27 protein-coding genes and 1 tRNA gene are annotated in these 22,651 nt (G+C 69.6%); 7 read left to right on the forward strand and 21 right to left on the reverse strand.

The genetic code is table 11. The features are described 5' to 3' along the window. Nucleotides 1-305 precede the first annotated feature (305 nt). The 5 genes from rpsA to ACOFKS_RS08360 all read left to right on the forward strand — a co-directional run bounded on the left by rpsA (nucleotide 306) and on the right by ACOFKS_RS08360 (nucleotide 4,421). Entirely contained in the window at nucleotides 306-2,015 is a 1,710-nt protein-coding gene (gene rpsA, locus ACOFKS_RS08340) for a 30S ribosomal protein S1 (protein ID WP_419808785.1), read from the forward strand. 121 nt (nucleotides 2,016-2,136) lie between these two features. Further along, nucleotides 2,137-2,418 carry an integration host factor subunit beta gene (locus ACOFKS_RS08345; RefSeq protein WP_419809273.1) on the forward strand — a complete coding sequence of 94 codons (282 nt, stop codon included), beginning with the start codon at nucleotides 2,137-2,139 and terminating at the stop codon, nucleotides 2,416-2,418. Between the two features lie 112 nt (nucleotides 2,419-2,530). After that, nucleotides 2,531-2,614: transfer RNA gene (locus ACOFKS_RS08350), tRNA-Leu, on the forward strand. Between the two features lie 17 nt (nucleotides 2,615-2,631). Further along, nucleotides 2,632-3,993, forward strand: a complete 1,362-nt coding sequence (locus ACOFKS_RS08355) for an ABC transporter substrate-binding protein (RefSeq protein WP_419808786.1) — start codon at nucleotides 2,632-2,634, stop codon at nucleotides 3,991-3,993. A gap of 5 nt (nucleotides 3,994-3,998) precedes the next feature. Beyond that, on the forward strand, nucleotides 3,999-4,421 hold the full coding sequence (locus ACOFKS_RS08360) for a DUF4112 domain-containing protein (protein ID WP_419808787.1): 423 nt from the start codon (nucleotides 3,999-4,001) through the stop codon (nucleotides 4,419-4,421). Here the strand turns inward: ACOFKS_RS08360 and ACOFKS_RS08365 are convergent. Genes ACOFKS_RS08365 through nadC form a run of 3 tightly spaced genes read right to left on the reverse strand, consistent with a single transcriptional unit; the run spans nucleotide 4,418 to nucleotide 6,442 of the window. Next, on the reverse strand, nucleotides 4,418-5,086 hold the full coding sequence (locus ACOFKS_RS08365) for a ribonuclease T2 (RefSeq protein WP_419809274.1): 669 nt from the start codon (nucleotides 5,084-5,086) through the stop codon (nucleotides 4,418-4,420). The genes ACOFKS_RS08360 and ACOFKS_RS08365 overlap by 4 nt on opposite strands. Nucleotides 5,087-5,112: 26 nt before the next feature. Continuing rightward, on the reverse strand, nucleotides 5,113-5,586 hold the full coding sequence (locus tag ACOFKS_RS08370; RefSeq protein WP_419808788.1) for a hypothetical protein: 474 nt from the start codon (nucleotides 5,584-5,586) through the stop codon (nucleotides 5,113-5,115). 16 nt (nucleotides 5,587-5,602) lie between these two features. After that, on the reverse strand, nucleotides 5,603-6,442 hold the full coding sequence (gene nadC / locus ACOFKS_RS08375) for a carboxylating nicotinate-nucleotide diphosphorylase (protein ID WP_419808789.1): 840 nt from the start codon (nucleotides 6,440-6,442) through the stop codon (nucleotides 5,603-5,605). A gap of 75 nt (nucleotides 6,443-6,517) precedes the next feature. Between nadC and ACOFKS_RS08380 the strand changes: the two genes are divergently transcribed. Then, the gene (locus ACOFKS_RS08380) at nucleotides 6,518-6,841 is read left to right on the forward strand and encodes a DUF1697 domain-containing protein (RefSeq protein ID WP_419808790.1); all 324 of its coding nucleotides are present in this window, start codon (nucleotides 6,518-6,520) and stop codon (nucleotides 6,839-6,841) included. A gap of 14 nt (nucleotides 6,842-6,855) precedes the next feature. Here ACOFKS_RS08380 and ACOFKS_RS08385 read toward each other — a convergent pair. The 10 genes from ACOFKS_RS08385 to ACOFKS_RS08430 form a co-directional block, all read right to left on the reverse strand. Continuing rightward, nucleotides 6,856-7,976, reverse strand: a protein-coding gene (locus ACOFKS_RS08385) for an IS3 family transposase (RefSeq protein WP_419807427.1) whose coding sequence is annotated in 2 segments (ribosomal slippage) — nucleotides 6,856-7,727 and nucleotides 7,727-7,976 — 1,122 coding nt in all. Because the reading frame shifts where the segments join, the coding sequence is not laid out codon by codon here. 250 nt (nucleotides 7,977-8,226) lie between these two features. Further along, nucleotides 8,227-9,228, reverse strand: a complete 1,002-nt coding sequence (gene nadA / locus ACOFKS_RS08390; RefSeq protein WP_419808791.1) for a quinolinate synthase NadA — start codon at nucleotides 9,226-9,228, stop codon at nucleotides 8,227-8,229. Between the two features lie 43 nt (nucleotides 9,229-9,271). Next, a complete protein-coding gene (locus ACOFKS_RS08395) occupies nucleotides 9,272-9,955 on the reverse strand; it encodes a hypothetical protein (protein WP_419808792.1) in 684 nt (227 codons plus the stop codon). Next, entirely contained in the window at nucleotides 9,940-10,797 is an 858-nt protein-coding gene (locus tag ACOFKS_RS08400; protein WP_419808793.1) for an MBL fold metallo-hydrolase, read from the reverse strand. The genes ACOFKS_RS08395 and ACOFKS_RS08400 overlap by 16 nt, the downstream gene beginning before the upstream one ends. 101 nt (nucleotides 10,798-10,898) lie before the next feature. After that, complete coding sequence (locus tag ACOFKS_RS08405; protein ID WP_419808794.1) at nucleotides 10,899-12,401, reverse strand: M56 family metallopeptidase; 1,503 nt, start codon at nucleotides 12,399-12,401, stop codon at nucleotides 10,899-10,901. Further along, entirely contained in the window at nucleotides 12,398-12,766 is a 369-nt protein-coding gene (locus tag ACOFKS_RS08410; protein ID WP_419808795.1) for a BlaI/MecI/CopY family transcriptional regulator, read from the reverse strand. The genes ACOFKS_RS08405 and ACOFKS_RS08410 overlap by 4 nt, the downstream gene beginning before the upstream one ends. A 210-nt stretch (nucleotides 12,767-12,976) precedes the next feature. Then, on the reverse strand, nucleotides 12,977-14,242 hold the full coding sequence (locus ACOFKS_RS08415; protein ID WP_419808796.1) for a glycosyltransferase: 1,266 nt from the start codon (nucleotides 14,240-14,242) through the stop codon (nucleotides 12,977-12,979). Between the two features lie 10 nt (nucleotides 14,243-14,252). Next, on the reverse strand, nucleotides 14,253-14,591 hold the full coding sequence (gene grxD / locus ACOFKS_RS08420; RefSeq protein WP_419808797.1) for a Grx4 family monothiol glutaredoxin: 339 nt from the start codon (nucleotides 14,589-14,591) through the stop codon (nucleotides 14,253-14,255). Nucleotides 14,592-14,594: 3 nt separating this feature from the next. Continuing rightward, complete coding sequence (locus ACOFKS_RS08425) at nucleotides 14,595-14,831, reverse strand: BolA family protein (RefSeq protein WP_419808798.1); 237 nt, start codon at nucleotides 14,829-14,831, stop codon at nucleotides 14,595-14,597. A 2-nt stretch (nucleotides 14,832-14,833) separates the two neighbouring features. Next, nucleotides 14,834-15,157 (reverse strand): DUF1476 domain-containing protein, encoded by a 324-nt coding sequence (locus tag ACOFKS_RS08430; protein WP_419808799.1) that lies wholly within the window; start codon nucleotides 15,155-15,157, stop codon nucleotides 14,834-14,836. 115 nt (nucleotides 15,158-15,272) lie between these two features. On the opposite strand from ACOFKS_RS08430, the gene ACOFKS_RS08435 reads away from it, so the two are divergent. Continuing rightward, a complete protein-coding gene (locus tag ACOFKS_RS08435; protein WP_419808800.1) occupies nucleotides 15,273-15,734 on the forward strand; it encodes a hypothetical protein in 462 nt (153 codons plus the stop codon). Between the two features lie 58 nt (nucleotides 15,735-15,792). Here ACOFKS_RS08435 and ACOFKS_RS08440 read toward each other — a convergent pair whose 3' ends face one another. The 8 genes from ACOFKS_RS08440 to ACOFKS_RS08475 all read right to left on the reverse strand — a co-directional run bounded on the left by ACOFKS_RS08440 (nucleotide 15,793) and on the right by ACOFKS_RS08475 (nucleotide 22,629). After that, nucleotides 15,793-16,791 carry an NADPH:quinone oxidoreductase family protein gene (locus ACOFKS_RS08440; RefSeq protein ID WP_419808801.1) on the reverse strand — a complete coding sequence of 333 codons (999 nt, stop codon included), beginning with the start codon at nucleotides 16,789-16,791 and terminating at the stop codon, nucleotides 15,793-15,795. Further along, complete coding sequence (gene leuD / locus ACOFKS_RS08445) at nucleotides 16,754-17,383, reverse strand: 3-isopropylmalate dehydratase small subunit (protein WP_419808802.1); 630 nt, start codon at nucleotides 17,381-17,383, stop codon at nucleotides 16,754-16,756. The genes ACOFKS_RS08440 and leuD overlap by 38 nt, the downstream gene beginning before the upstream one ends. A 100-nt stretch (nucleotides 17,384-17,483) precedes the next feature. Further along, nucleotides 17,484-18,920, reverse strand: coding sequence for a 3-isopropylmalate dehydratase large subunit (leuC, locus tag ACOFKS_RS08450; RefSeq protein WP_419808803.1), 1,437 nt, complete (start codon nucleotides 18,918-18,920; stop codon nucleotides 17,484-17,486). 42 nt (nucleotides 18,921-18,962) lie between these two features. Further along, a complete protein-coding gene (locus ACOFKS_RS08455) occupies nucleotides 18,963-19,847 on the reverse strand; it encodes an alpha/beta hydrolase (protein ID WP_419808804.1) in 885 nt (294 codons plus the stop codon). After that, nucleotides 19,844-20,479: a CoA transferase subunit B gene (locus ACOFKS_RS08460; RefSeq protein ID WP_419808805.1), complete on the reverse strand. Its 636-nt coding sequence runs from the start codon at nucleotides 20,477-20,479 to the stop codon at nucleotides 19,844-19,846. The genes ACOFKS_RS08455 and ACOFKS_RS08460 overlap by 4 nt, the downstream gene beginning before the upstream one ends. Continuing rightward, entirely contained in the window at nucleotides 20,479-20,928 is a 450-nt protein-coding gene (locus tag ACOFKS_RS08465) for a hypothetical protein (protein WP_419808806.1), read from the reverse strand. The genes ACOFKS_RS08460 and ACOFKS_RS08465 overlap by 1 nt, the downstream gene beginning before the upstream one ends. A gap of 10 nt (nucleotides 20,929-20,938) precedes the next feature. Continuing rightward, nucleotides 20,939-21,802, reverse strand: a complete 864-nt coding sequence (locus ACOFKS_RS08470; protein ID WP_419808807.1) for an HAD family acid phosphatase — start codon at nucleotides 21,800-21,802, stop codon at nucleotides 20,939-20,941. Nucleotides 21,803-21,897: 95 nt separating this feature from the next. Then, the gene (locus tag ACOFKS_RS08475) at nucleotides 21,898-22,629 is read right to left on the reverse strand and encodes a CoA transferase subunit A (RefSeq protein WP_419808808.1); all 732 of its coding nucleotides are present in this window, start codon (nucleotides 22,627-22,629) and stop codon (nucleotides 21,898-21,900) included. Nucleotides 22,630-22,651 lie beyond the last annotated feature (22 nt).

A 22,651-nucleotide genomic window follows, 5' to 3' on the forward strand; every position in this document is an offset into this window, starting at 1 on the left:
CCTCTTCCGCCAACATCGCGCCATGGCAAGGATTGTCAAGTTCCAGGGTCGTCGCCTCGGACTCCATTGCCGTGTCTTGCTCCCGCCGCCGCTTTAGGCTATGGCGACGCGGTCCCGCGGGTAGAGCTTGCGGAGGATGGCGCGGAGGCTGGTCCTTACGCGCCCTTTTCGCATCAAGCGTTTCCTCCGCACGATCGAGCTCGCAGGACGCCGTGTTCTCGCATGAGGCGGTCGCGGCGGCACGGCTTGAAGACCGCCGGAAAAACCGGCCGGCCGGAAAATAGACTGAGGAATACCTGACGCTTATGGCTACCCAAGCCCTTCCCACCCGCGACGATTTCGCGGCCATGCTCGACGACATGTTCGGCGGTGCCGACAGCTTCGAGGGTCGCGTGGTGCACGGCACCGTGACCGGCATCGAGAACGACATGGCCGTGATCGACGTCGGCCTGAAGTCGGAGGGCCGCGTGCCGTTGCGCGAGTTCGCCGCACCGGGGCAGAAGGCCGAGCTGAAGGTCGGCGACGAGGTCGAGGTCTATGTCGACCGCGTCGAGAACATGCACGGCGAAGCGATGCTGTCGCGCGACCGCGCCCGCCGCGAAGCCGCGTGGGACAAGCTGGAGACCGAGTTCGCGAAGACCGCACGGGTCGAGGGCACCATCTTCGGCCGCGTCAAGGGCGGCTTCACCGTCGATCTGTCGGGCGCCGTGGCGTTCCTGCCCGGCTCACAGGTCGACATCCGCCCCGTCCGCGACGTTACGCCGCTGATGGACATCCCGCAGCCGTTCCAGATCCTGAAGATGGACCGCAAGCGCGGCAACATCGTCGTGTCGCGCCGCGCCGTGCTGGAAGAGACCCGCGCCGAGCAGCGTACCGGCCTGATCCAGAGCCTCGCCGAGGGCCAGATCATCGACGGCGTCGTCAAGAACATCACCGACTATGGTGCGTTCGTCGACCTGGGCGGCATCGACGGCCTGCTCCACGTCACCGACCTGTCCTACAAGCGGGTCCAGCATCCGTCCGAGGCGCTCAACATCGGCGACACGGTCAAGGTGCAGATCATCCGCATCAACAAGGACACGCAGCGCATCAGCCTCGGCATGAAGCAGCTCGAGTCCGATCCGTGGGACGGCGCCGCGGCGAAGTATCCGGTCGGCGCGAAGCTGTCGGGCCGCGTTACCAACATCACCGAATATGGCGCGTTCGTCGAGCTGGAAGCCGGCATCGAGGGTCTGGTCCACGTCTCCGAGATGAGCTGGACCAAGAAGAACGTCCATCCAGGCAAGATCGTCTCCACCTCGCAGGAGGTCGACGTGATGGTGCTCGAGGTCGACGAGGAGAAGCGTCGCATCTCGCTGGGTCTCAAGCAGGCGCAGAACAACCCGTGGGAGGCCTTCGCCGCCGCCCACCCGGTCGGCACGCAGGTCGAGGGCGAGGTCAAGAACGCGACCGAATTCGGTCTGTTCATCGGCCTCGACAACGACGTCGACGGCATGGTCCACATGTCCGACATCGCCTGGGGCGTGTCGGGCGAGGACGCGCTGGCGCTGCATCGCAAGGGCGAGAGCGTTCAGGCGATCGTGCTCGACGTCGATCCGGAGAAGGAGCGCATCAGCCTCGGCATGAAGCAGCTCGAGCGCGGCGGCCCGGTCACGGGCGGCACCGCGGCGGCGGGCGACCGGCTCAACAAGAACCAGGTCGTCACGGTCACGGTGCTGGAGGTCCGCGACGCGGGCCTCGAGGTGCAGGTCGGCGACGATGGCGCGGCGGGCTTCATCAAGCGCCTCGACCTCGGCCGCGATCGCGACGAGCAGCGGCCGGAGCGGTTCCAGGTCGGGCAGAAGTTCGACGCGATGGTGACCGGCTTCGACCGGTCGAAAAAGCCGACCTTCTCGATCAAGGCGATGCAGATCTCCGAGGAGAAGCAGGCCGTGGCGCAGTATGGCTCGTCCGATTCGGGCGCGTCGCTTGGCGACATCCTGGGCGCGGCGCTGAAGGCGCGCTCGGGCGAGTAAACCGATGCCGGGAGCGTTCGCGATGCGGACGTTCCCGGCGACGGACGACCCGGTATCCGGCACACGCTGGACGGGACTGCGATGGCCGTTATGGTACGGCATCGAGTTGTGCGGGGGCATGATGATCCGTTCCGAGTTGGTGCAGAAGATCCAGGCCGCGCATCCCGACCTCGCGCCACGTGAGATCGAGTCGATCGTCTCGACCTTCTTCGACGCGATGGTGGGCCAGCTCGCCAAGGGCGGTCGCGTCGAGCTACGTGGCTTCGGCGCCTTCTCCACGCGTGCCCGCGATGCCCGCACCGGCCGCAATCCGCGCACCGGCGACGTGGTCGATGTCGACGCCAAGCGCGTGCCCTATTTCAAGCCCGGCAAGGAAATGCGCGCCAAGCTCAACGTGGCGTAACCCGAGCCTTCACCGGCCGGCTCCGCGCCGGCCTCTTCCGTGACATCGGGAGAGGGTGAATGGACCAGCCCCCTTGCAATGTCGGACCCTTTCCGCTTGCCTCCCCCGGTGTGCGGACGTGGCGAAACCGGTAGACGCAGGCGACTTAAAATCGCCTTCCCCTGGAGTGCGGGTTCGAGTCCCGCCGTCCGCACCATCCTGCTCGCGCTCGTCGTGGCGGCCTGCGACGGCACCACCGGCTCCGGCCCGATCGCGGTCAGCGTCATCGGCTCTCCGTCACGACTCGGCGCCACCGGCGACCAATCGTCCCGTCTGCTGACCGACGCCCTGGCGCAGGGACTGGTCCGCTTCGACGCCGCCGGCCAGATCGAGCCCGGCCTCGCCGAACGCTGGATCGTGACGGACGAGGGGATGAGCTACATCTTCCGCCTGCGCGACGCGCGCTGGTCGGACGGCAGCGAGGTCACCGCCGCGCAGGTCGTCGATCGGTTGAACCGACAGGTCCGGTCCGGCGCGCTCAAGCCGTTCCTCACCGCGATCGACGAGATCGTCGTGATGACCCCGCAGGTCATCGAGGTCCGGCTGCACCGCCCCCGCCCCGACCTGCTCAAGCTCTTCGCGCAACCTGAACTCGCGATCGTCCGCCGCGTCCGGCCGGTCGGCACCGGCCCGATGCAGCTGGTCGGCGACGCCGCCACACCGCTGCTGCGCCCGCTTCCCGATCCCGACACGCCCGCCGGAACACGCGGCGAGGTCCGCCTCACCGCCGAACCCGCCAGCCTCGCCGTCGCGCGTTTCGTCGACGATCGCGCGGCGCTGGTCACGGGCGGCGGCTTCGCGGACTGGCCGCTGGTTCAGGCCGCTGGCGTCCCCGCGCCCGCCATCCGCATCGATCCGGCAGCGGGCCTGTTCGGGCTGGCGATCGTGCGCCGCGACGGCTTCCTCGCCGACGCGGCGAACCGCGCGGCGGTCGCGCAGGCGATCGACGCCACAGCCGTCATCGGCGCGGTCGCGGCGACCTGGACACCCGACGACCGCCTGCTCCCCGACCGGCTCGACTCGGCCGCCCCGCCTCAGGCACCCGCCTGGCGCGCGCTGACGATGGAGCAGCGCCTGGCCGCCTCGCGCGCCAGCGTCGTCGCCTATCGCCAGCCGGTCCGCCTCCGGATCGCTCTCCCGCAAGGGCCCGGCGCCACCCGCCTGTGGGGCCAGGTCGCCCGCGCGCTACTGCTGATCGGCATCGTCCCCGATCGCGTCGCCGCCGCCGCCCCGGCCGACCTCCGGCTGGTAGACGCGGTCGCCCCCTATGACAGCGCGCGCTGGTATCTCGCCACCGCCTGCCAGCCGTGCGGCGACGAGGCGAGGGCGCAACTGGAAGCCGCACGCGAGGCACCGACGCTCGCCGAGCGCGCCCAGCGGATCGCCGCCGCCGACGCCGCGCTGACCGCCGACATCGCCTTCATCCCGCTCGCCCGGCCGTGGCGCTGGTCGCTGGTCTCGCCGCGCCTGCGGCCGTGGGCGCTCAACAGCCGGGCGTGGCATCCATTGAACCGGCTGCTCGCCGATCCCACCTGATCGTCATGGCAAAGCCCCTCCCCTTCGATCCCGCGCTGCTAGACCGCCTGCCGGTCGGTCGCGATCCAGCCGCCGTGCGCCGCCGGATCGAGGCGATGGAGCATCTGCTGGAGGGGCTGTTCACCATCCCCGGCACCAACCGGCGCGTCGGTCTGGACGTGATCCTCGACGTGGTGCCCGTCGCCGGTCAGACGATCGCGGCGGCGATGGGCGCGTGGCTGGCCTGGGAGGCGCGCAACTTGGGGATGCCGAAGAGCACGCTGCTGCGGATGTTCGGCAACATCGGCACCGACTGGCTGCTCGGGCTGATCCCGTTCATCGGCGCGGTGCCCGACTTCTTCTTCCGCTCGAACACCCGCAACCTGCGGCTGGTCAAGCGTCACCTCGACAAGCACCACCCGGCCACCGCATTGATCGACACGCGTTAGCGCCGACCGCGCCAGATCTTGACCGTGCTCGTCGCCGCGACACCGCCGCCATCGGCGTGGCACCGTTCGTAGCGGAAGCGCTGGTCGAGACAGAGCCATAGCTCGTCCAGCCAGCCCTGCCGGGTGGTCGTCACCCGAACCGCCGCCGCCGGCAGCCCCGGATTGGCCGCCGCCAGCGCTGTCGCCAGCGATCCGGCGGTGACCCGGCCCCGCGACAGCGCGTCCATGTCCGGATAGCGCAGCCGGCCATATAGCCCGGTGGACCGCGCGAAGTAGGTCGCGGGCGTCTGCCCCGGCATACACGTCCCGTGCTTCGCCCATTCGTGCTGGAGCAGCTGCGCCGAGGGCGTGGCGCACAGATTGGCGCGGATCACCCGCGGCGGCAGCAGCGCGGTCGACCGGCAATATTGCGGCCACTCGCGACCCACCCCGTCCGGCCACAGGCCGTGCAGCGTGAAGCCGAACCGGTTGCCCGCCCCGCATTGGAACCGCGCATTCCGAGGCGCGCGTCGACAGAATTCGGGTGCCCAGGTCAGCGCGAGCGTATAGCCGCCGATCGGCAGTAATCGCTGCGGCTGATCCGCGCTCGCGACGTCGGCATGCGGCCGCTCGACCCCGGCGGGCACCGAACAGCGATATGCCTGCGCCTCGGCGACGCCCGGCATGGCGATCAGCGCGACGGCGACCCACTTCACGGCTGCACCTCCTCGTCGACGACGCCCTCGGTCAGCCAAGCGGTCGCATCGGCCCGGAACAGCATCGCCGCCGCCGCGATCGCCAGCGCCGTGACCAGCAGACCCAGCAGCGCCTGCGTGAGGTCGCCCGCCGTACCACGCGCCAGCCGCAGCAGCGCCAGCAGGCCGCCTATCGCGCCGATCGCCTCGGTGCCGACGACCAGCCACTTGCCGACGACGCTGCGCCCCCGCGCGACGAGCCACCATAGCAGCAGCGCCACCAGCACCGTCACCGCGAACGACCCGATCATGATCCCGCCGATCATGCCCCCGACCTGCGGATTGCTCTGTACCTGCGACGACGCGGCCATCATTTCGCGCGTCGCGGACCAATAGATCAGCGTGACGATGACATAAAGCGCGGTGGAGCCGAGATACAGCCGCTCGAACGCGGCGATCGAGGGCGGGCGGGGAGAAGCGGTCGCGTCCATGATCCCGTTCTGCCGGTCAGAGCGCGGTGAAGTCCAGTCCGATATCAGCCGCCGGCGCGGATTGCGTCAGCCGTCCGACGCTGACGAACGTGACTCCCGTCTCGCCGATCGCGCGGATCGTCTCCAGCCGGACGCCGCCCGATGCCTCGGTCGGCACGCGCCCGCCGACCAGCGTCACCGCGCCACGCAACGTCGGCGGGTCCATATTGTCGAGCAGCAGCCGTGTCGCCCCGGCGGCCAGCGCGGGCTCGATCTGGTCGACGCGATCGACCTCGACGATCACCTCCGCGATCCCCGCCGCCCGCGCACGCCGCACCGCCTCCGCGACCCCGCCCGCGACCGCGACGTGGTTGTCCTTGATCATCGCCGCGTCCCACAGCCCCATGCGGTGGTTCTGCGCGCCGCCCATCCGCGTCGCGTATTTCTCCAGCACGCGCAGGCCCGGCAACGTCTTGCGCGTGTCGAGCAGCGTTGCGCCGGTGCCGAGCAGCTTGTCGGCATAGGCGCGCGTCATCGTCGCGATCCCCGACAGGTGCTGCACGGTGTTCAACGCCGATCGCTCGGCGGTCAGCATCGCCCGCGCATCGCCCGCCAGCCGCATCAGGTCGGTGCCCGCCGCGACCTTCGCCCCGTCCTCGACCAGCCGCTCGATCCGCACCGCCGGATCGAGCCGGCGGAAGAACGCCTCCGCGATCGCCAGTCCCGCGACGACGATCGCATCGCGGCTGTCCATCACGCCGGCGAACCGGGCGTCGGCGGGGATCACCGCCGCCGACGTGATGTCGCCCGCCTCCCCCATGTCCTCCGCCAGCGTGGCGGTGACGAATGCGTCGAGGTCGAAGCCGGGAATGTCCATGTCGCCGCTGGTAACGGCCGCGATGCCGCTGACAATAGCCTGTCCTGCACCGCGACGGCGCGGTAACGCCGCCGCATGCCCAGCTACGTCGCCCTCCTCCGCGCCGTGAACGTCGGCGGCACCGGCAAGCTGCCGATGGCCGAGCTGGCGGCGATGGCCGTCGCGCTCGGCTTCGCGCAGGTCCGCACCTACATCGCCAGCGGCAATCTGTTGTTCGAAACCGCGTTGGACGAGCCGAGCGTCAAGGCGCTGCTGGAGGCGCGGTTGGAGAGCTATGCGGGAAAGCCGGTCGGGGTAATGGTCCGCAGGGCGGCCGAGATGGCGGCGGTCCGCGACGCCAACCCTTTCCCCGACGCGCCCGGCAACCGGGTGGTCGCGATCCTCCTCGACCTGCCGTGACCTGCTCCCCGTTTTCAGGCCGCTGATAACTTAGCTTCAGTGTCCATATGCCCCTGGCGGGGGCAGTTGGTGAACTCGGCGGGTGCCAACCCGCCAAGGCTGCTGTGCGGACGCACGGTGTTGTAGTCCGTCCGCCATGCCTCGATGATCCGTCTTGCCGCGGCCAGCGATGGGAACAGGTGCTCGTTCAGGCACTCGTCGCGCAAGCGACCATTAAAGCTTTCGACGAAGCCGTTCTGCTGCGGCTTGCCCGGCGCGATGTAATGCCAGTCGACCCCGGTATCCTGGCACCAGGCAAGAACGGCGTGACTGGTCAGCTCGGTGCCATTGTCGCTGACCACCATGCACGGCAGCCCGCGACGTTCGGCGATAGCGCTCAGCTCACGAACGACCCGCCGACCGGACAGCGACGTATCGACGATGCAGGCCAGGCATTCCCGGCTGTAATCGTCGATGACGTTGAGCAAGCGGAACCGCCGGCCGCAGGCCAATGCATCCGATACGAAGTCGAGCGACCAGCGCTGGTTGGGCTCCTGCGGGATTGCCATCGGCGCCCGCGTGCCCAGCGCGCGCTTGCGCCCGCCACGCTTGCGTATCGTCAGCCGCTCCTCGCGATACAGCCGATACACCTTCTTCAGGTTCATGCCCTTGCCCTCACGCTGCAGCAGGATCGCCAGCCGCCGGTAGCCGAACCGACGACGCTCGTTCGCGATCTCACGCATCCGCTCGCGGACAGCATCGTCCTTCCCGCGAAGCGGCTCATATTGCCATGCCGACCGATTGACCCCGATCAGCCTGCAGGCGCGACGCTCGGAGAAGCCGTGATCGGCCATCAGCTTCTCCACCGCAGCATAGCGCTCTGCAGACCGGGTCAGTTTTTTCCCAGCAGATCCTTAAGCGCCGACACGTCCAGCATCGACTCCGCCAGCAGCTTCTTCAGGCGTCGGTTCTCATCCTCGAGCGCCCGCAACCGCGCCGCGTCGGACACCGTCAGCCCGCCGTACTTCGACTTCCAATTGTAGAACGTCGCATCGCTGATCCCGTGCTTGCGGCACAGGTCCGCCGTCTTCACGCCAGCCTCGTGCTCGCGCAGCACGCCAATGATCTGATCCTCGGTAAATCGGCTTCGCCGCATCGCTCGTCTCCATCTGACGAGCTAACTTACCAATGGCATGATTTCCGGGGAGCAGGTCAGCCGCCGCCCGCCGACGCGCTGGCCGACGCACGACACGTCAACGGCGAGCAGATGTCGCTCGGCACGAGAGAGATCTACGTCCGCTACACCGAAGAGGGCATGCGCGACTCGAAGCTGGTTATCCGGCGGCGAAATTGGGCACGGCGCGCAACATGAACACGATCGCGAAGCTGGCGGCGCTGGCCGCCAGCTAGTCCCCCGTTACCCGCGCCGGTCCGAGGTCGCCCTGCCCCACCGTCGCGCTCGCCATCGACAGCATCGCGTCCAGACTCTTCTTCGCGCGCAGCCGCAGGCCGTCCTCGATTTCGATCCGCGGCTCCAGGTCGCGTAGTGCCACGTACAGCTTCTCCATCGTGTTGAGCGCCATGTACGGACAGATGTTGCAGTTGCAGTTCCCGTCCGCACCCGGCGCCCCGATGAAGGTCTTGCCGGGCAGCGACTTTTCCATCTGGTGGATGATGTGCGGTTCGGTCGCGACGATCAGCGTGTCGCCGCTGAACGACTGCGCGAACTCCAGGATGCCCCGCGTCGAGCCGACGTAATCCGCATGGTCCAGGATCACCGCCGGGCATTCCGGATGCGCGACGATCGGCGCGGTCGGGTGCTTCGCGCGCAGCTTGAGCAGTTCGGTCTCGCTGAACGCCTCGTGGACGATGCACACGCCCGGCCACAACAGCATGTCGCGCCCGGTCTTGCGCGTCAGATAGCCGCCCAGATTGCGGTCGGGACCGAAGATGATCTTCTGGTCTGCCGGAAGCTGCGCCAGGATCGTTTCCGCCGACGAGCTGGTGACGATGATGTCGCTGAGCGCCTTCACCTCGGTCGAGCAGTTGATGTAGGTCAGCGCGATGTGATCGGGATGCGCGGCGCGAAAAGCGGCGAACTGCTCGGGCGGACAACTGTCCTCCAGCGAGCACCCGGCATCCATGTCGGGCAGCACCACGATCTTGTCGGGCGACAGGATCTTCGCCGTTTCCGCCATGAAACGCACGCCGCAAAAGGCGATCACGTCGGCGTCGGTCGCCTGCGCCTTGCGGCTGAGGTCGAGACTGTCGCCGACGAAGTCCGCCAGATCCTGCAGCTCGGGACGCTGGTAGTAATGCGCCAGGATCACGGCGTTGCGGTCGCGGCGGAGGCGCTCGATCTCCTCGCGAAGATCGAGGCCGACGAGAGTTTGGGGCTGCGCGGTCATGCCCGACTATGTGGCCCCCCGCCCGCGCCGACGCAACGTCTGGCTAGTTGCGGAGCACCTCGGTCAGCGGTCGGCTCATGTCCCACTGCTCGCGGTCCAGCCCCGCCGGCCGCTCCTCGCCCGCCAGCCGCACCACGACGCGGACCTCGCCCACCCCGGCGGCGGCCAGCGGCGATGCGACCAGCGCGGCGATCGCATCGCGGGCGGCGGCCTGTGCCTTGGCGAGGTTGGCCGGTGACGCCGCCGCCGCACCGGCGGCGGCGGCGAGGTTGCCCGCCGCGCGCTGCTGCAGGCCCAACCCTGACTTGCGCGAGATATACAGCCCCGACTGATCCGACCGCGCCTGGGCGAAGTCGATGTTGGGCTTGCCGACCGTGACCGTCGGCACCGTGACGACCATCACCTTGGCCGCGCGGTTCCAGCGATAGTCGGCGGCGCGCAGGCGGCTGAGGTCGAGCAGATAGTCGACGCTGTACGGCGCGCGCGTGGTCTGCACGTTGGTGAACACGCCGAAGCCGCTCGACCCGCTGACGCGCGTCACCGCCTCGCCGCTCAGCCGCGCGACCTGGAGGGTGCCGGTACGCTCGAACACCGCCGACAGCGTGCGCGAGGCAGCGAGCCCGGCGTCCATCTCGGCCCGGTCCGCGCGCCGGTGATCGCGCCAGAAGGCGGCGGCGACGACCAGCACTAAGACCAGCACGACGAGAGCCGTCAGCTTCTTGCCCACACGCCCTCGTCACTTTCGGCCACCAGCCCGCGCGCGCGCAGGTCGTAAAGATGCGCCAGCACCGATCGCTCGGCAGCGGGCAGCAGGCGCGGGTCGAGGCCCACATACATGCGCGCCGTCATCGCCGGGATCGCCTGCGCGCCCGCGTCGAGCAGCCGCAGGATCTGCCCCTCGCGCTGCCGGCGATGCCCCAGCAGCCCGCGCACCAGCCGCTGCGGCTTGTCGATCAGGTCGCCGTGACCGGGGTAATAGACCCGGTCCTCGCGCCCGAGCAGCTTCTCCAGGCTCGCCATGTACGCCGTCATGTCGCCGTCGGGCGGCGAGACGACGCTGGTCGACCAGCCCATGACGTGGTCGCCGGAGAACAGCGCGCCCGTCTCCGGCAGCGCAAAGGCAAGGTGGTTGGAGGTATGGCCCGGCGTCGCGATCGCCGTCAGCGTCCAGCCCTCTCCGCTCACCGCATCACCCTCCGCCAGCACGCGATCGGGCGCGTAGTCGCGGTCGAAGGCTGCGTCCGCGCGCGGCCCTTCTTCGCTGACGAAGGTCGGTGCGGCCCCGACGATCGGCGCGCCCGTCACGGCGGCGAGCGGGCGGGTCGCGGGGCTGTGATCGCGATGGTGGTGGGTGACGACGATCGCGGTGACCGGCCGCCCGGCGATGGCGGCGAGCAACGCCTCGATATGCGCGGGCTCTTCGGGACCGGGGTCGATCACCGCCAGATCTGTCGTGCCGACGATGTGCGTCTGCGTGCCGGTATAGGTGAACGGCGACGGGTTGGGCGCGAGGACCCGAGTAACGAGCGGTTCGAGCTGGACGGGAACGCCGGGGGGTTGCTCGGGCATGCGGGGCAGATGGCGGTTGGGGCGGCGAAGCGCAACCGCCGCCCCGCCGCGTCCCCCCTCACCGCCGCGGCCTGGTGCGCCGGCAAGTGGATCGGCGGCATCTAGTCGCGGTCGGTCTCGGTCTGGACCTCCACCATCGCCTCGTCGATCCCCTCCAGCGCCCCGCGTCGGGCTTCGTCGCCCATGTCGCGGCTCGCGGCGATCGAGGCGCGTGCCGCCCGCAACCCGGCGAGCGCGCTGGCCCGTGCGTCGCTCTCGATCTTGCCGGCGTTGGCGGCGACCTCCGCCCCTGCACGCGCCTGCGCCTCGATGCGGTTGGTGCAGATCACGATTCGATGGCGACCGTTATGCTCGCTATGCTCCACCGTCGGTCCGTCGGGCGTGCAGGTCCGCGACGAGACCTCGGGCGCGCCCGGCGGCATGAGCGTGTCCCCCGGCACCTCGGGCGAGGCGGGCGGCGCAGGCGCGGCCGGGGGAACCGGCGTCGGGTTCGCGGCGAGCCACGCCTCCGCCGCCGCGCCGTCATAACTGCGGGTCCGACCGTTCTCGGTGACCGTGACGTGGGTCGTGCGGTCGGTGCGCGTGGTGGACACATGGCGACCGCCTGAACCGACCGACGTCGGCCCCGGCGGGGCTGGCTCCTGCTGCAACCCGGCGGTCACATCGATCGGGGCCTGCAACGACGCGCGAATGCGCTCGGCGGCGCTGCTGGAGGCGGTCAGCCCCAGCCCGGCGGCACCGAGCAGCGCGACGGCGGCGGTGCCGGTGGCGAGGCGACGGCGCGAACGGCGCGAGGTGGCGAGCATCCGCAATCTCCCCTTGAGGTCGGCGATGGTATGAAGGTGGCAAGCGGCGGAGAACGCCCGGCCATGCGCCGCCTTGACGATGGCGCGGCCATAGGCGTGACGCGCGGCGGTGTCGCAGCGGGCGAGCACGCGGGCATCGTTCGCCAGCTCCTGATCGGCACGGAACGCCCGGAACGCGCGCCAGGCGAGCGGGTTGAACCAGTGCAGCGCCAGCACCAGCAGCGCCACCCAGTTGGCGAGCAGGTCGCGACGCTCGTGATGACCCAGCTCATGCGCCAATGCCAGCGCGCGCTCGTCGGCGTCGTACCGCTCGGCGAAATCGCGCGGAAAGGCGACGTAGCGGCGCCAGACCCCGAACGCGAGCGGGCCGGGCGCGGCGGCGCTGGCGATGACCTGGATGCCGTCGCACTCGTCGACCCGCTCGCCCCGGCTGAGCACGGCGCGGCAGAAGCGCGTGTGGCGGACCAGATGCCAGGCCAGAAACAGCGCCGCGCCCACGCCCCAGCCGAGCGCCATGACGGTGCCCAGCGACGGCCCCGCCGCGCGGGCGACGGGCGTCAGATAGACGACGATGGTCTCACTCGCGCGCGTCACCGGCGCGACCGCCTCGGTTTGCCACCAGCCGGCGGGCAGCGGCGGCAGCAGCAGGCGCAACGCGGGAAGCGCCCACAATGCATAGGCGATCTGTGCCCCGAACGCGCGCCGCACCGGCCCACGCACCAGCATCACAGCCGCCATCAGCAGCGCCGACGCGATCAGCGCGTCGATCGACCAGCCGGCGAGCGACGCCGCGCTCATGCCTTGAGGTCCCGGAGCAGCGCCTCGATTTCGGCGACGTCCTCGGCCGTCAGCGCATCGCGCTCGGCGAGATGCGCGACCAGCGGGGTCAGCTTGCCGCCGAACAGCCGATCCATCAGCCGCCGCGATTCACCGGCGACGTAATCGTCACGCCGCACCAGCGGCCGATACAGGTAACGCCGGCCATCCTCCTGATGCGTGATCGCCTCCTTGGCGAGCAACCGTCCCAGCAGCGTCTTGACCGTGTTGGCGCTCCAGCCCCGGCCGGGATCGACCCGCTCGGCCACGTCCTGCGCGGTCAATGGGGCGTCGTCCCACAGCACCTCCATCACGACATGCTCGGCATCGCTGATGCGTTCGGCCACGACTCGCCTCCTGTTCGACTACGGATGTAATTGCATCGCTTACGGCTGTAGTCAACAGCTGTCGGAGACGCTTACAATGCGGCAGATCGGACCCGAACCGTTAACCATCGTGAGCCGCGGAAATCCTCAACTCACACCGGCTGGCACACCAACTGCACCATCTTCAGCACCGATGCGCGTCGCCGCGCTTCAGCAGGGTGGACCGGTCGCTCAAGCGATCTCGCGCCGGTCCACCCGCACCCGGCCTGCCGCGCGAGCGAGCGCCGCCGGATAGATTTCGCCGAACAACCGATCGAACGTCGCCGCCCAGGAAAAACCCTGCTCGACCCGCGCCCGCGCCGCGCGCGCCATGTCGCGGTGGTCCCCCGCCCACAGCGCCTGCACGTTCACCGCCATCGCCGCCGGATCGTCGACCGGCCCCAACAGCCCCAGTCCTGCCGGCACCCGCGCGGGCATCGCGCCCGACGCGACCCCGACCACCGGTAGCCCGGATGCCTGCGCCTCCAGCACAGACACGCCGAACGTCTCATTCGCCATCGCCGACACATAGATGTCCGACGACGCAAGCGCGCGCGCCAGCCGATCGCGATCCGGCTCGAACCCGGGAAAGGCGATCGGCAGCCCTCGTGCCGCCGCCATCAGCGGCGCCCGAAGCTTGCCGTCGCCCACCATCACCATCGCCGCGCCCAGCGCGGGCGGCAGCTGCCGGAACATCGCGACGAGCAGGTCGGCGCTCTTCTCGTGATCCAGCCGGCCCGCATAGATCAGCAGCGGCCCGTCGCCACCCAGCCCCAGCTCGCCTCGATAGACCGGATCGCGCCGAGCGGGCGTAAATCGCCTGGTGTCCACCCCCAGCGGCAGCACGCTGGTCCGCGCCAGCCCCATCCCGGCGAGGGTTGCGCGCGCTTCCTCACCCAACGCGTAGACCCAGTCGAACTCCCGGTACGTGATCTTGGCGTAACCGAGGCTCAGCCAGCGAAAGCCCCGCGCGATGCCCTCGGGAAAGAGACGCCGCCCGACCCGAAGCACATGCGCGTTCGGGAAATCGGTGCGATACCCCGCCACCATCGCCGTACCGGGAAAGCGACGGCGGTGGTCGATCGCCGCCCATGGCAGCACCCAGGGGCATAGCGATTCGATCAGATCCGGGCGGTACGCCGCCAATATCCGCCGCACCGCACCGACGCGCAGGATGAAGCGATAGTCCGGACTGCCCCGCACCGGGTCCGCGCCGACCTCGACGAAGATGTGCCGGCCGTCGACGGTGACGCGATCCTCCGGCCCCGGCACGATCTGCACCAACCGATGCGGCGTCTCTCGCAGCACATAGTCGCGCTTCTCGCGCAGATAGGTGCTGATGCCGCCACCCGCGGACGGCGAATAGCTCTGCGTCAGGTCGCAGACCAGCAGCCTCTCAGCGCCCCCAGGCCGGTGTCGATCACCCTGCCCGGACCCGAAGACGACGGGCGCGTTCACATGCGAAGCGTCAGCCGGTGGCCTTTGCGGGCTGCAACAGATCGGCCAGCTCGCCCGACTCGTACATCTCCATCATGATGTCGGACCCGCCGACGAATTCGCCGTCGGCATAGAGCTGCGGGATCGTCGGCCAATCGGAATAGGCCTTGATGCCCTGCCGGATACCCTGATCCTGCAACACGTCGACGCTTTCGAACTCGACGTTGAGGTGGTTGAGGATCGCCACCGCGCGGCTGGAAAAGCCGCATTGCGGGAACAGCGGGCTGCCCTTCATGAACAGGACCACGGGGCTGGCCTTCACCAGCGCATCGATGCGGGCGTTGGCGTCGCCGGAGATTTGATCGGTCATGGCTTACCTCTGGGGAATGGATGTGGTGAGCTGGAGCGCGTGGAGCACCCCGCCCATGCGGCCGCCAAGCGCGGCATAGACGGCCTGGTGCTGCCTGACGCGCGACAGTCCGGCAAAGGCGGCGCTGCTGACCCGCGCCGAATAATGGTCGCCGTCGCCCGCCAGGTCGGTGATCTCCACCTCCGCATCGGGCAGCGCCTGCCGGATCATGGCGGCGATCTCGTCGGCGGCCATCGGCATCGTTACTGCGCTTCCATCAGCTGACGGCGCGCCTCGATCAGCTGCTCGTCCAGTGCCCGGCGGACTATGCTCTCGTCGGTCTGGACGCCCGCCGCCATCAGGTCGCCGACCAGTTTACGAACGACATCCTCGTCCCCGACTTCCTCGAAGTCGGCCTGGACGACGCTCTTGCAATAGGCATCCGTCTCTTCGGGCGTCAGCTTCATCTGCGCCGCCGCCCAGCCGCCGACCAGGCGGTTGCGCCGCGCGGTGACGCGGAACGCCATCTCTTCGTCACGCGCGAACTTGGCCTCGAACGCATCCTTGCGATCGTCGAAAGTGGTCACTGCTGTCTCCCGGCTCGCATCGTTACGGCGAGATAAGAGAGGGAGGCGCAAGGCGCAACCGGACCCTTGCGTGTCCGCCAGAACCTGTCAGGGCGTCGCGCGAGGAGAATATACGATGTCGAAAGTCCTGATCGTCGCCGCAATGCTCGTCACCGGTCCCGTCTTTGCACAGACCCCCGCGGCGCCGCCGCCCGCGCCGCAGACGGGCAGCGCGCCCGCCCAGCCGATGACACCCTCGCCCGAGTTCATGACCGCGGCGCAGGCGTTCGGCCAGTGCCTCGGCGGCAAGATCGGCGCTAGCCCGGCCACGGTCGCCCCAGAGGCGGCGTCGCGTCAGGCACTCGCCGGCTGCGCGACGCAAAAGGCGACGCTTCAGACCACCTTCGAGACGTGGGTCGCCGGCCCGACCTTTCCGCCGGCCGGCCGGACCGAAGCACGCGCGCAGTTCAAGGCGCAGATGGACGGGCTGGAAACACAGATCGCCAGCCAGATCCGCGAGACCCGCGCCCAGTCGGCTACGCCCGCCCCGGCCGCGCCCGCTCCGGCCGCGACGCCGACCCCGGCACCGGCACGTTGACCGTCCACACCCCTCTCCCGCCGGGAGAGGGGTGTGAGGCCCTATGCGATCGCGGCGACTAGCCGACCTCGACCACCAGCTTCCCGATCGCTCCGCGCGCCGCCATCTTGGCGATGGCGTCGCCACCACGCACGAACGGGAACACTTCCGTCACGCGCGGCGCGATCCTGCCATCTGCCCACAGGCGGAAGAGATGCTCGATGTGCGCGTTGTTGGCGGCCGGATCACGTGCCGCGAACGCGCCCCAGAACACCCCGCACACGTCGCAGCTCTTCAAGAGCGTCAGGTTGAGCGGCAGCTTCGGGATGCCGGCGGGAAAACCCACCACCAGATAGCGCCCCTCCCACCCGATCGATCGCAGCGCCGGCTCGGCATAGTCGCCGCCGACCGGATCGTAGATGACGTCATAGCCCGTCTTGCCCCCGGCGGCCTTGAACTGCTCGGCCAGCGCCTTCGACTGGTCCTTGTCGAACGGCGCGCGAGCATAGACGATCGTCTCGTCCGCCCCCGCCTCGCGGCACGCCGCCGCCTTTTCTTCCGACGACACCGCCGCGACGACGCGCGCGCCGAACGCCTTGCCCAGCTCCACCGCCGCCAGACCGACGCCCCCCGCCGCACCGAGCACGAGCAGCGTCTTCCCCGCTGTCAAATGCCCGCGATCGAGCAGCGCATGAATCGTCGTGCCATAGGTGAGGATCAGCGCCGCACCCTCCGCGAACGACCGCTCTGCGGGGAGGCGGTACAATCGCGACGGGTCGACCGCGATCTTCTCCGCCAGCCCGCCGTTGCCGATCGTACCCATGATCCGGTCGCCGACTTGCCAGCCGGTCACGCCCTCGCCGACGCTCTCGACCACGCCGGCGACCTCGCCGCCCGGCGCGAAGGGGCGCGGCGGCTTGAACTGGTATTTGTCCTCGATGATGAGGACGTCGGGGTAGTTGATCGCGCAAGCCTTGACCGCGATCACCACCTGCCCTGCCCCGGCGACGGGGTCGGGCAGTTCGGTCATCTCCAGCGTGTCAGGTCCGCCGATCGCCTTCGACAGCAACGCCCGCATATCCGCTCTCCGGTATGAGCCAGGGGCGCGCTTCACCGGCCCCGATCTCGTAATTCGAAATCGCGGTATCCCTTGCCAGCGTCAGGCCGATCTCGTCCAGCCCTTCCATCAGGCAGCGGCGGCGGAACGGGTCCAGGTCGAAGACGAAGCGGTCCTGGAACGGGGTGGTGACCGTCATCGTCTCCAGATCGACCGTCACCGGCTGATCCTGCGCGACCGCGATCAGCCGGTCGATCGCCGCCTGCGGCAACACCACGGGGACGATCCCGTTCTTGACCGCATTGCCGGAAAAGATGTCGGAGAAGGACGGCGCGATCACCGCGCGGATGCCGAGGTCGGCCAGCGCCCAGGCGGCGTGCTCACGGCTCGACCCGCAGCCGAAATTGTCGCCCGCGATCAGCACCGGCGCGCCGGCCCAGCGCGGATCGTCGAACAGGTTGCCCGGCTCCGCCCGCAACGTCTCGAATGCCCCGCGCCCGAGCCCGACGCGCGTCGTCGTTTTCAACCAGTGCGCGGGGATGATGACGTCGGTATCGACGTTCTTCGCCCCCCAAGGATAGGCGCTGCCGTGGACCCGAACGACCGGCGTCACTGCGGCGCCGCGGCCTTTTCCGGCACGCTCCGCGCCGCCGCCACATAGGCCGCGACCCCGCTGAGCATCGCGCCCGCGACCAGCATCACCAGCACCTTCTTCATCGCGCCCCTCCCATCAGGTCTCTCACGTCCGCCAGCCGCCCCGTCACCGCCGCCGCCGCCGCCATCGCGGGCGACAACAGGTGGGTGCGGGCACCCGGCCCCTGCCGTCCGACGAAATTGCGGTTGCTGGTCGAGGCGCAGCGTTCGCCCGGCGGCACCTTGTCGGGGTTCATCGCCAGGCACATCGAACAGCCCGGCTCGCGCCACTCGAAGCCTGCGTTGGTGAAGATGCGGTCGAGCCCCTCCGCCTCCGCCTGCCGCTTTACGAGGCCGGAGCCCGGCACCACCAGCGCGCGCACGCCATCGGCCACCCGCCGTCCGTTCGCCACCCCGGCGGCGGCGCGCAAATCCTCGATCCGGCTGTTGGTGCAACTGCCGATGAACACATGCTGGACCGCCACGTCCTGCATCCGCGTTCCCGGCGTCAGCCCCATATAATCGAGCGACTTGCGCGCGGCGGCCTGTTTCGACGGATCTGCGAAGCTCTCCGGCGACGGCACGGTGCCGGTGATCGGCACCACATCCTCCGGGCTGGTCCCCCAGGTCAGCGCCGGCGCGATGTCGGTCGCGTCCAGCATCACGCGCGCATCGTACCGCGCATCCGGATCGCTCGGCAGCGTTCGCCACCACGCGACGGCGCGGTCCCACGCCTCTCCCGCCGGTGCCAGCGGCCGGCCCTTCAGATAGGCGAAGGTCGTCTCGTCCGGCGCGACCAGCCCCGCCCGCGCACCCGCCTCGATGCTCATGTTCGCGACCGTCAGGCGCCCCTCCACCGACAGCGCGCGGATCACCTCGCCGGTATATTCGATGACGTGCCCGGTTCCGCCCGCCGCGCCCAGGCGGCCGACAATGGCGAGGATCACGTCCTTCGCCGTCACGCCGAAACCGAGCGCGCCGTCGACCCGCACCTCCATCGTCTTGGACGGCTGGAGCAGCAGCGTCTGCGTCGCGAGGACATGCTCGACCTCGCTGGTGCCGATCCCGAACGCCAGCGCGCCCAGTGCGCCGTGCGCCGAGGTGTGGCTGTCGCCGCACACCAGCGTCGTGCCCGGCAGCGTGAAGCCGCTCTCCGGCCCGACGACGTGGACGATCCCCTGCTCGGGCGCGAGCGCGTCGATATAGGGGACGCCGAACGCCCGGACGTTGTCGCGCAGCGTCGCCAGTTGGTTGGCGCTCTCCGCATCCGCGATCGGCAGCTCGCGGCCCTTCGCGTCGACCCGCGCGGTGGTCGGCAGATTATGGTCGGGCACCGCCAGCGTCAGCTCGGGTCGCCGCACCGGCCGCCCGGCGACGCGCAGCCCCTCGAACGCCTGTGGGCTGGTCACCTCGTGGACCAGATGCCGGTCGATATAGATCAGGCAGGTCCCATCGTCGCGCCGTTCGACGACGTGGTCGTCCCAGATCTTCTCGTAGAGGGTGCGCGCGACGATCATCGGAAGCGCGCGTTAACCTAGATCGTCCGGCCGGCCAACGCCTTAGCGCAGGGTGCGACGCAGAAAGGCGACGGTGTTCGCCAGCACCGGCGCCTTGCCCCGGAACGGCACCGACAGCGCCATCGCGACATTCTCGTGGCTCAGTCCCGGATAATCGCGATGCTCGACCGGCGCGCCGAGCGCGGTCAGCCGCGCGGTCAGGTTGTTCGCATTGTGCGCACCGACCTGCACGTCGTTGCCCGCGGTCAGCAACAGCATCGGCGGCGCGTCGGCGCGTGCGAAATGGATCGGTTGCGTCATCGGGCCGTCCTTCGCGCCCGAGAACGCATCGATCGAGCGCCGCTTGTCGAACGGGAAGAAGTCGTACGGCCCGCACATCGGCGCCGCCGCCTTGATGACACGCGGATCGACCCCCTCGGCGCGCAGCCAGCGACGATCGAGCGTCAGCATCGCCGCGACGTACGCACCCGCCGAATGGCCCGACACGCCGATGCGGCCGGGATCGCCGCCGTATCGGCCGACATTGTCGCGCGTCCAGCGCACCGCCTGCGCGCCGTCCTGAACGAACGCCGGAAAGCGGACGCCCGGCACCTTGCGGTAATCCGGCACGACCACGACGAAGCCGGCCCGCGCGAACGCCCGCGCCGCGAACGCATAGGCGCGGCGATCCCCATGGACCCACCCGCCGCCGTACCAGAAGATCAGCACCGGCAGCCTCGCCGTGGCGCTCGTCGCGCTCGGCCGCCAGACGTCGAGCGTCTGTCCCGTCGTCCCGAACGGGATCGCATCGCCGACCAGCTCCGCGCCACGTCCGCCGCCCACGGCCGCGTCCGCCCAGCTGAGCAGCCGTGGCGGTTCCGTGTTCCACGCGACGATCCCGAGCGCGGCGACGATCACCAGGATCGCGAGGCCGATCCGGCGGATCACGCCTCGTAACGCGCCGTCGTCTTCGCCGCCACCTCGTCCGCCGTCACCCCGTCGGCCAGCTCGACCAGCCGGAACGGCGAGCCGTGATCGGGCCGCTGGAACACCGCCAGATCGGTGACGATCATGTCGACCACGTTTCGCCCCGTCAGCGGCAGCGTGCAGGCGGGGATGAACTTCGGTTCGCCCGCCTTGGAATTGTGCTCCATCACGACGATGATCCGCTTGACGCCGGCGACCAGATCCATCGCGCCGCCCATGCCTTTTATCATCTTGCCTGGGATCATCCAGTTGGCGATGTCGCCGTCCTCGCTCACCTCCATCGCGCCGAGCACGGTCAGGTCGATATGGCCGCCCCGGATCATCGCGAACGATTCCGCCGAGCTGAAATAGGCGGTCTGCGGCAGCTCGCTGATCGTCTGCTTGCCCGCGTTGATGAGGTCGGGGTCGACCTGGTCCTCATAGGGAAACGGGCCGATGCCCAGCATCCCGTTCTCCGATTGCAGCGTCACCGTCATACCCGCAGGGATGTTGTTCGCGACCAGCGTCGGGATGCCGATGCCGAGATTGACGTAATAGCCGTCACGCAGCTCCTGCGCCGCGCGCGCAGCCATCTGATTGCGGTCCCACGGCATCAACTCACTCCTTGAAGGGCGGACCAGCCGCGCCAGATGCCCGCCAGATGTACCAGCCCGAGGCCGAGCACGATGGCGGACGACCATAGCAGGAAGGCAGGCGAAAGGTCGGGGCGGCGCATCATCGACGGCGCGAACAGCGCAAAGCCGCGCACCATATAGAACGACGTGATCGCGATCAGCACGGGGCGCAGGAACGGCAGGCGGGGCAGCACGCCCGCACCTGACCAGGCATAGGCGCCGAACGCCGCCAGCACCGCCGCGATCGCGACGGTGACGACCAGCGGCCCGAGCCGCCCCGCCTCGACCATCCGCGCCATCCGGTCGCCCGCGCCGAGCGCGCGATACCAGCCGGGACCGCCGGCGATGCAGGCGAGATGCAGCACCGCCGCCGCCATGCTGAGGCCACCGCCGACGAGCAGCCAGTCGTTACGCGGCGAGCCGGTCACGACCTACCTCTCACGGCGCCGGCGTCCAGCGCCGGTCGGCGGGGAACACGTCGTCCGGACCGCCGCGCAGCGCGCTGCCATAAACGGGGTTGGGCAGCACGAACCAGCCCTTGCCCCACAATCCCGCCGCCGAGCTGTGCACCGCCAGCTGGCGCCGCACGGGCACCGGCATGGGCATCGCGAACAGGTCGGAGAAGTCGCCCAGCTGATCCCCCGCCATCGCGATCACGCAGTATCGCGCCGCGATCGCGGCCCGGCGCGCGTCCTTGCCCGACGGCGCGCCCGCGTCTCGCGTCAACAGCGTATCGCCGGCCCTGAAATCGCCCAGCCCCGCCGCCTTCAGCGCCGCCGCCGTCGATGCCGCGTTCGCGGTACTACGATTGGAATTGACGATCACCGTCACGCCCAGCGTCCGCAGGTCGTCGAAGGCATGGACCGCGCCAGGCACCGCCGCCACCGCGCCGACGCCAGTCCGCTCCCATCGCTGCCAGCGCGCCTCGTCATAGGCGCGACCGGGATGCGCCGCCTCGTCAGCCTCGAAGCCGAGGTTGAGCAGCACCGTCTCGTCCGCGTCGAACACCGCCGCCAGCGGCTTCGCCCCGCACGGCACGAAGGTCGCATGGACCAGCGGCGACCCGGCGGCGAGCACGACGCTGTCCGCCGACCGATGCGCCGCCTTTTCCGTCGCATAAGCGATCAATGCGTGGAACACCGTCTGCTGCAACGCGCCCGCCTCGCCCGAGCCGTAAAGGTACTGCATCCCCGCCGGCACGGTCGATACCGGGACCGGTAGCGAAGTCGTGACGTCCGGCGCGACCGGCGCGGTCGCGCAAGACGCCAGCGACAGCCCCAGGCCGGCGAAGGCCGGGGCCAAGGTGCGGCGAACATCGCGAAGACGTGCTACCCTCAACCACGAAAACCGTCGCGACCGGGCCCCGACGTTCGCGGGGGAAGCGTGATAGGGCCTCGTCAACCCGGGCTCCCAACCCCCGCACCGACCGCTTCACGCTGCCGCACGGTGCGGAACTCGATCTTCTTGTCGTACGGCGCGCCGACGATCATCCGCTTCACATAGATGCCCGGCAGGTGGATCGCATCCGGGTCCAGCGACCCGGTCGGCACCACCTCCTCCACCTCCGCGACGCAGACCCGACCCGCGGTCGCCATCGGCTGGTTGAAGTTGCGCGCGGTCTTGCGGAACTGCAAATTCCCGCTCTCGTCCGCGCGCCAGCCCTTGATGATCGCCAGGTCCGCGCGGATTCCGCGCTCCAGGATGAAGTCTTCGCCGTCGAAGGACTTCACCTCCTTGCCCTCGGCCACCAACGTGCCGACGCCGGTCCTGGTATAAAAGCCCGGTATTCCCGCCCCGCCCGCGCGACAGCGCTCGGCGAGCGTCCCCTGCGGGCAGAACTCGACCTCCAGCTCGCCCGACAGATACTGCCGCTCGAACTCCTTGTTCTCGCCGACATAGGAGGAGATCATCTTCCGGACCTGGCGGGTTCGGAGCAGCTTGCCCAGCCCCTCGCCATCGATGCCGGCATTGTTCGACGCGATGGTCAGCCCGGTGACTCCCGACGCCTGGATCGCGTCGATCAGCCGCTCCGGTATCCCGCACAGCCCGAACCCACCCGCGCAGATCGTCATCCCGTCGTGGAGCAGACCTTCGAGCGCGGCGGCGGCATCGGGGTAAAGCTTGTGCATCGCGTCCGGGTCTCCAGCTTGA

The sequence above is a fragment of the Sphingomonas sp. genome (assembly GCF_965200135.1).
Classification (GTDB): Bacteria; Pseudomonadota; Alphaproteobacteria; order Sphingomonadales; family Sphingomonadaceae; genus Sphingomonas.

What these genes read in the sequence shown, in the direction of transcription:
- rpsA (WP_419808785.1), top strand. Translation starts at nt 306, where the DNA reads ATGGCTACCCAAGCCCTTCCCACCCGCGACGATTTCGCGGCCATGCTC.
- ACOFKS_RS08345 (WP_419809273.1), top strand. Translation starts at nt 2,137, where the DNA reads ATGATCCGTTCCGAGTTGGTGCAGAAGATCCAGGCCGCGCATCCCGAC.
- ACOFKS_RS08360 (WP_419808787.1), top strand. Translation starts at nt 3,999, where the DNA reads ATGGCAAAGCCCCTCCCCTTCGATCCCGCGCTGCTAGACCGCCTGCCG.
- ACOFKS_RS08365 (WP_419809274.1), bottom strand. Translation starts at nt 5,086, where the DNA reads ATGCCGGGCGTCGCCGAGGCGCAGGCATATCGCTGTTCGGTGCCCGCC.
- ACOFKS_RS08370 (WP_419808788.1), bottom strand. Translation starts at nt 5,586, where the DNA reads ATGGACGCGACCGCTTCTCCCCGCCCGCCCTCGATCGCCGCGTTCGAG.
- nadC (WP_419808789.1), bottom strand. Translation starts at nt 6,442, where the DNA reads ATGGACATTCCCGGCTTCGACCTCGACGCATTCGTCACCGCCACGCTG.
- ACOFKS_RS08380 (WP_419808790.1), top strand. Translation starts at nt 6,518, where the DNA reads ATGCCCAGCTACGTCGCCCTCCTCCGCGCCGTGAACGTCGGCGGCACC.
- nadA (WP_419808791.1), bottom strand. Translation starts at nt 9,228, where the DNA reads ATGACCGCGCAGCCCCAAACTCTCGTCGGCCTCGATCTTCGCGAGGAG.
- ACOFKS_RS08400 (WP_419808793.1), bottom strand. Translation starts at nt 10,797, where the DNA reads ATGCCCGAGCAACCCCCCGGCGTTCCCGTCCAGCTCGAACCGCTCGTT.
- ACOFKS_RS08405 (WP_419808794.1), bottom strand. Translation starts at nt 12,401, where the DNA reads ATGAGCGCGGCGTCGCTCGCCGGCTGGTCGATCGACGCGCTGATCGCG.
- grxD (WP_419808797.1), bottom strand. Translation starts at nt 14,591, where the DNA reads ATGACCGATCAAATCTCCGGCGACGCCAACGCCCGCATCGATGCGCTG.
- ACOFKS_RS08425 (WP_419808798.1), bottom strand. Translation starts at nt 14,831, where the DNA reads ATGCCGATGGCCGCCGACGAGATCGCCGCCATGATCCGGCAGGCGCTG.
- ACOFKS_RS08435 (WP_419808800.1), top strand. Translation starts at nt 15,273, where the DNA reads ATGTCGAAAGTCCTGATCGTCGCCGCAATGCTCGTCACCGGTCCCGTC.
- ACOFKS_RS08440 (WP_419808801.1), bottom strand. Translation starts at nt 16,791, where the DNA reads ATGCGGGCGTTGCTGTCGAAGGCGATCGGCGGACCTGACACGCTGGAG.
- leuC (WP_419808803.1), bottom strand. Translation starts at nt 18,920, where the DNA reads ATGATCGTCGCGCGCACCCTCTACGAGAAGATCTGGGACGACCACGTC.
- ACOFKS_RS08460 (WP_419808805.1), bottom strand. Translation starts at nt 20,479, where the DNA reads ATGCCGTGGGACCGCAATCAGATGGCTGCGCGCGCGGCGCAGGAGCTG.
- ACOFKS_RS08475 (WP_419808808.1), bottom strand. Translation starts at nt 22,629, where the DNA reads ATGCACAAGCTTTACCCCGATGCCGCCGCCGCGCTCGAAGGTCTGCTC.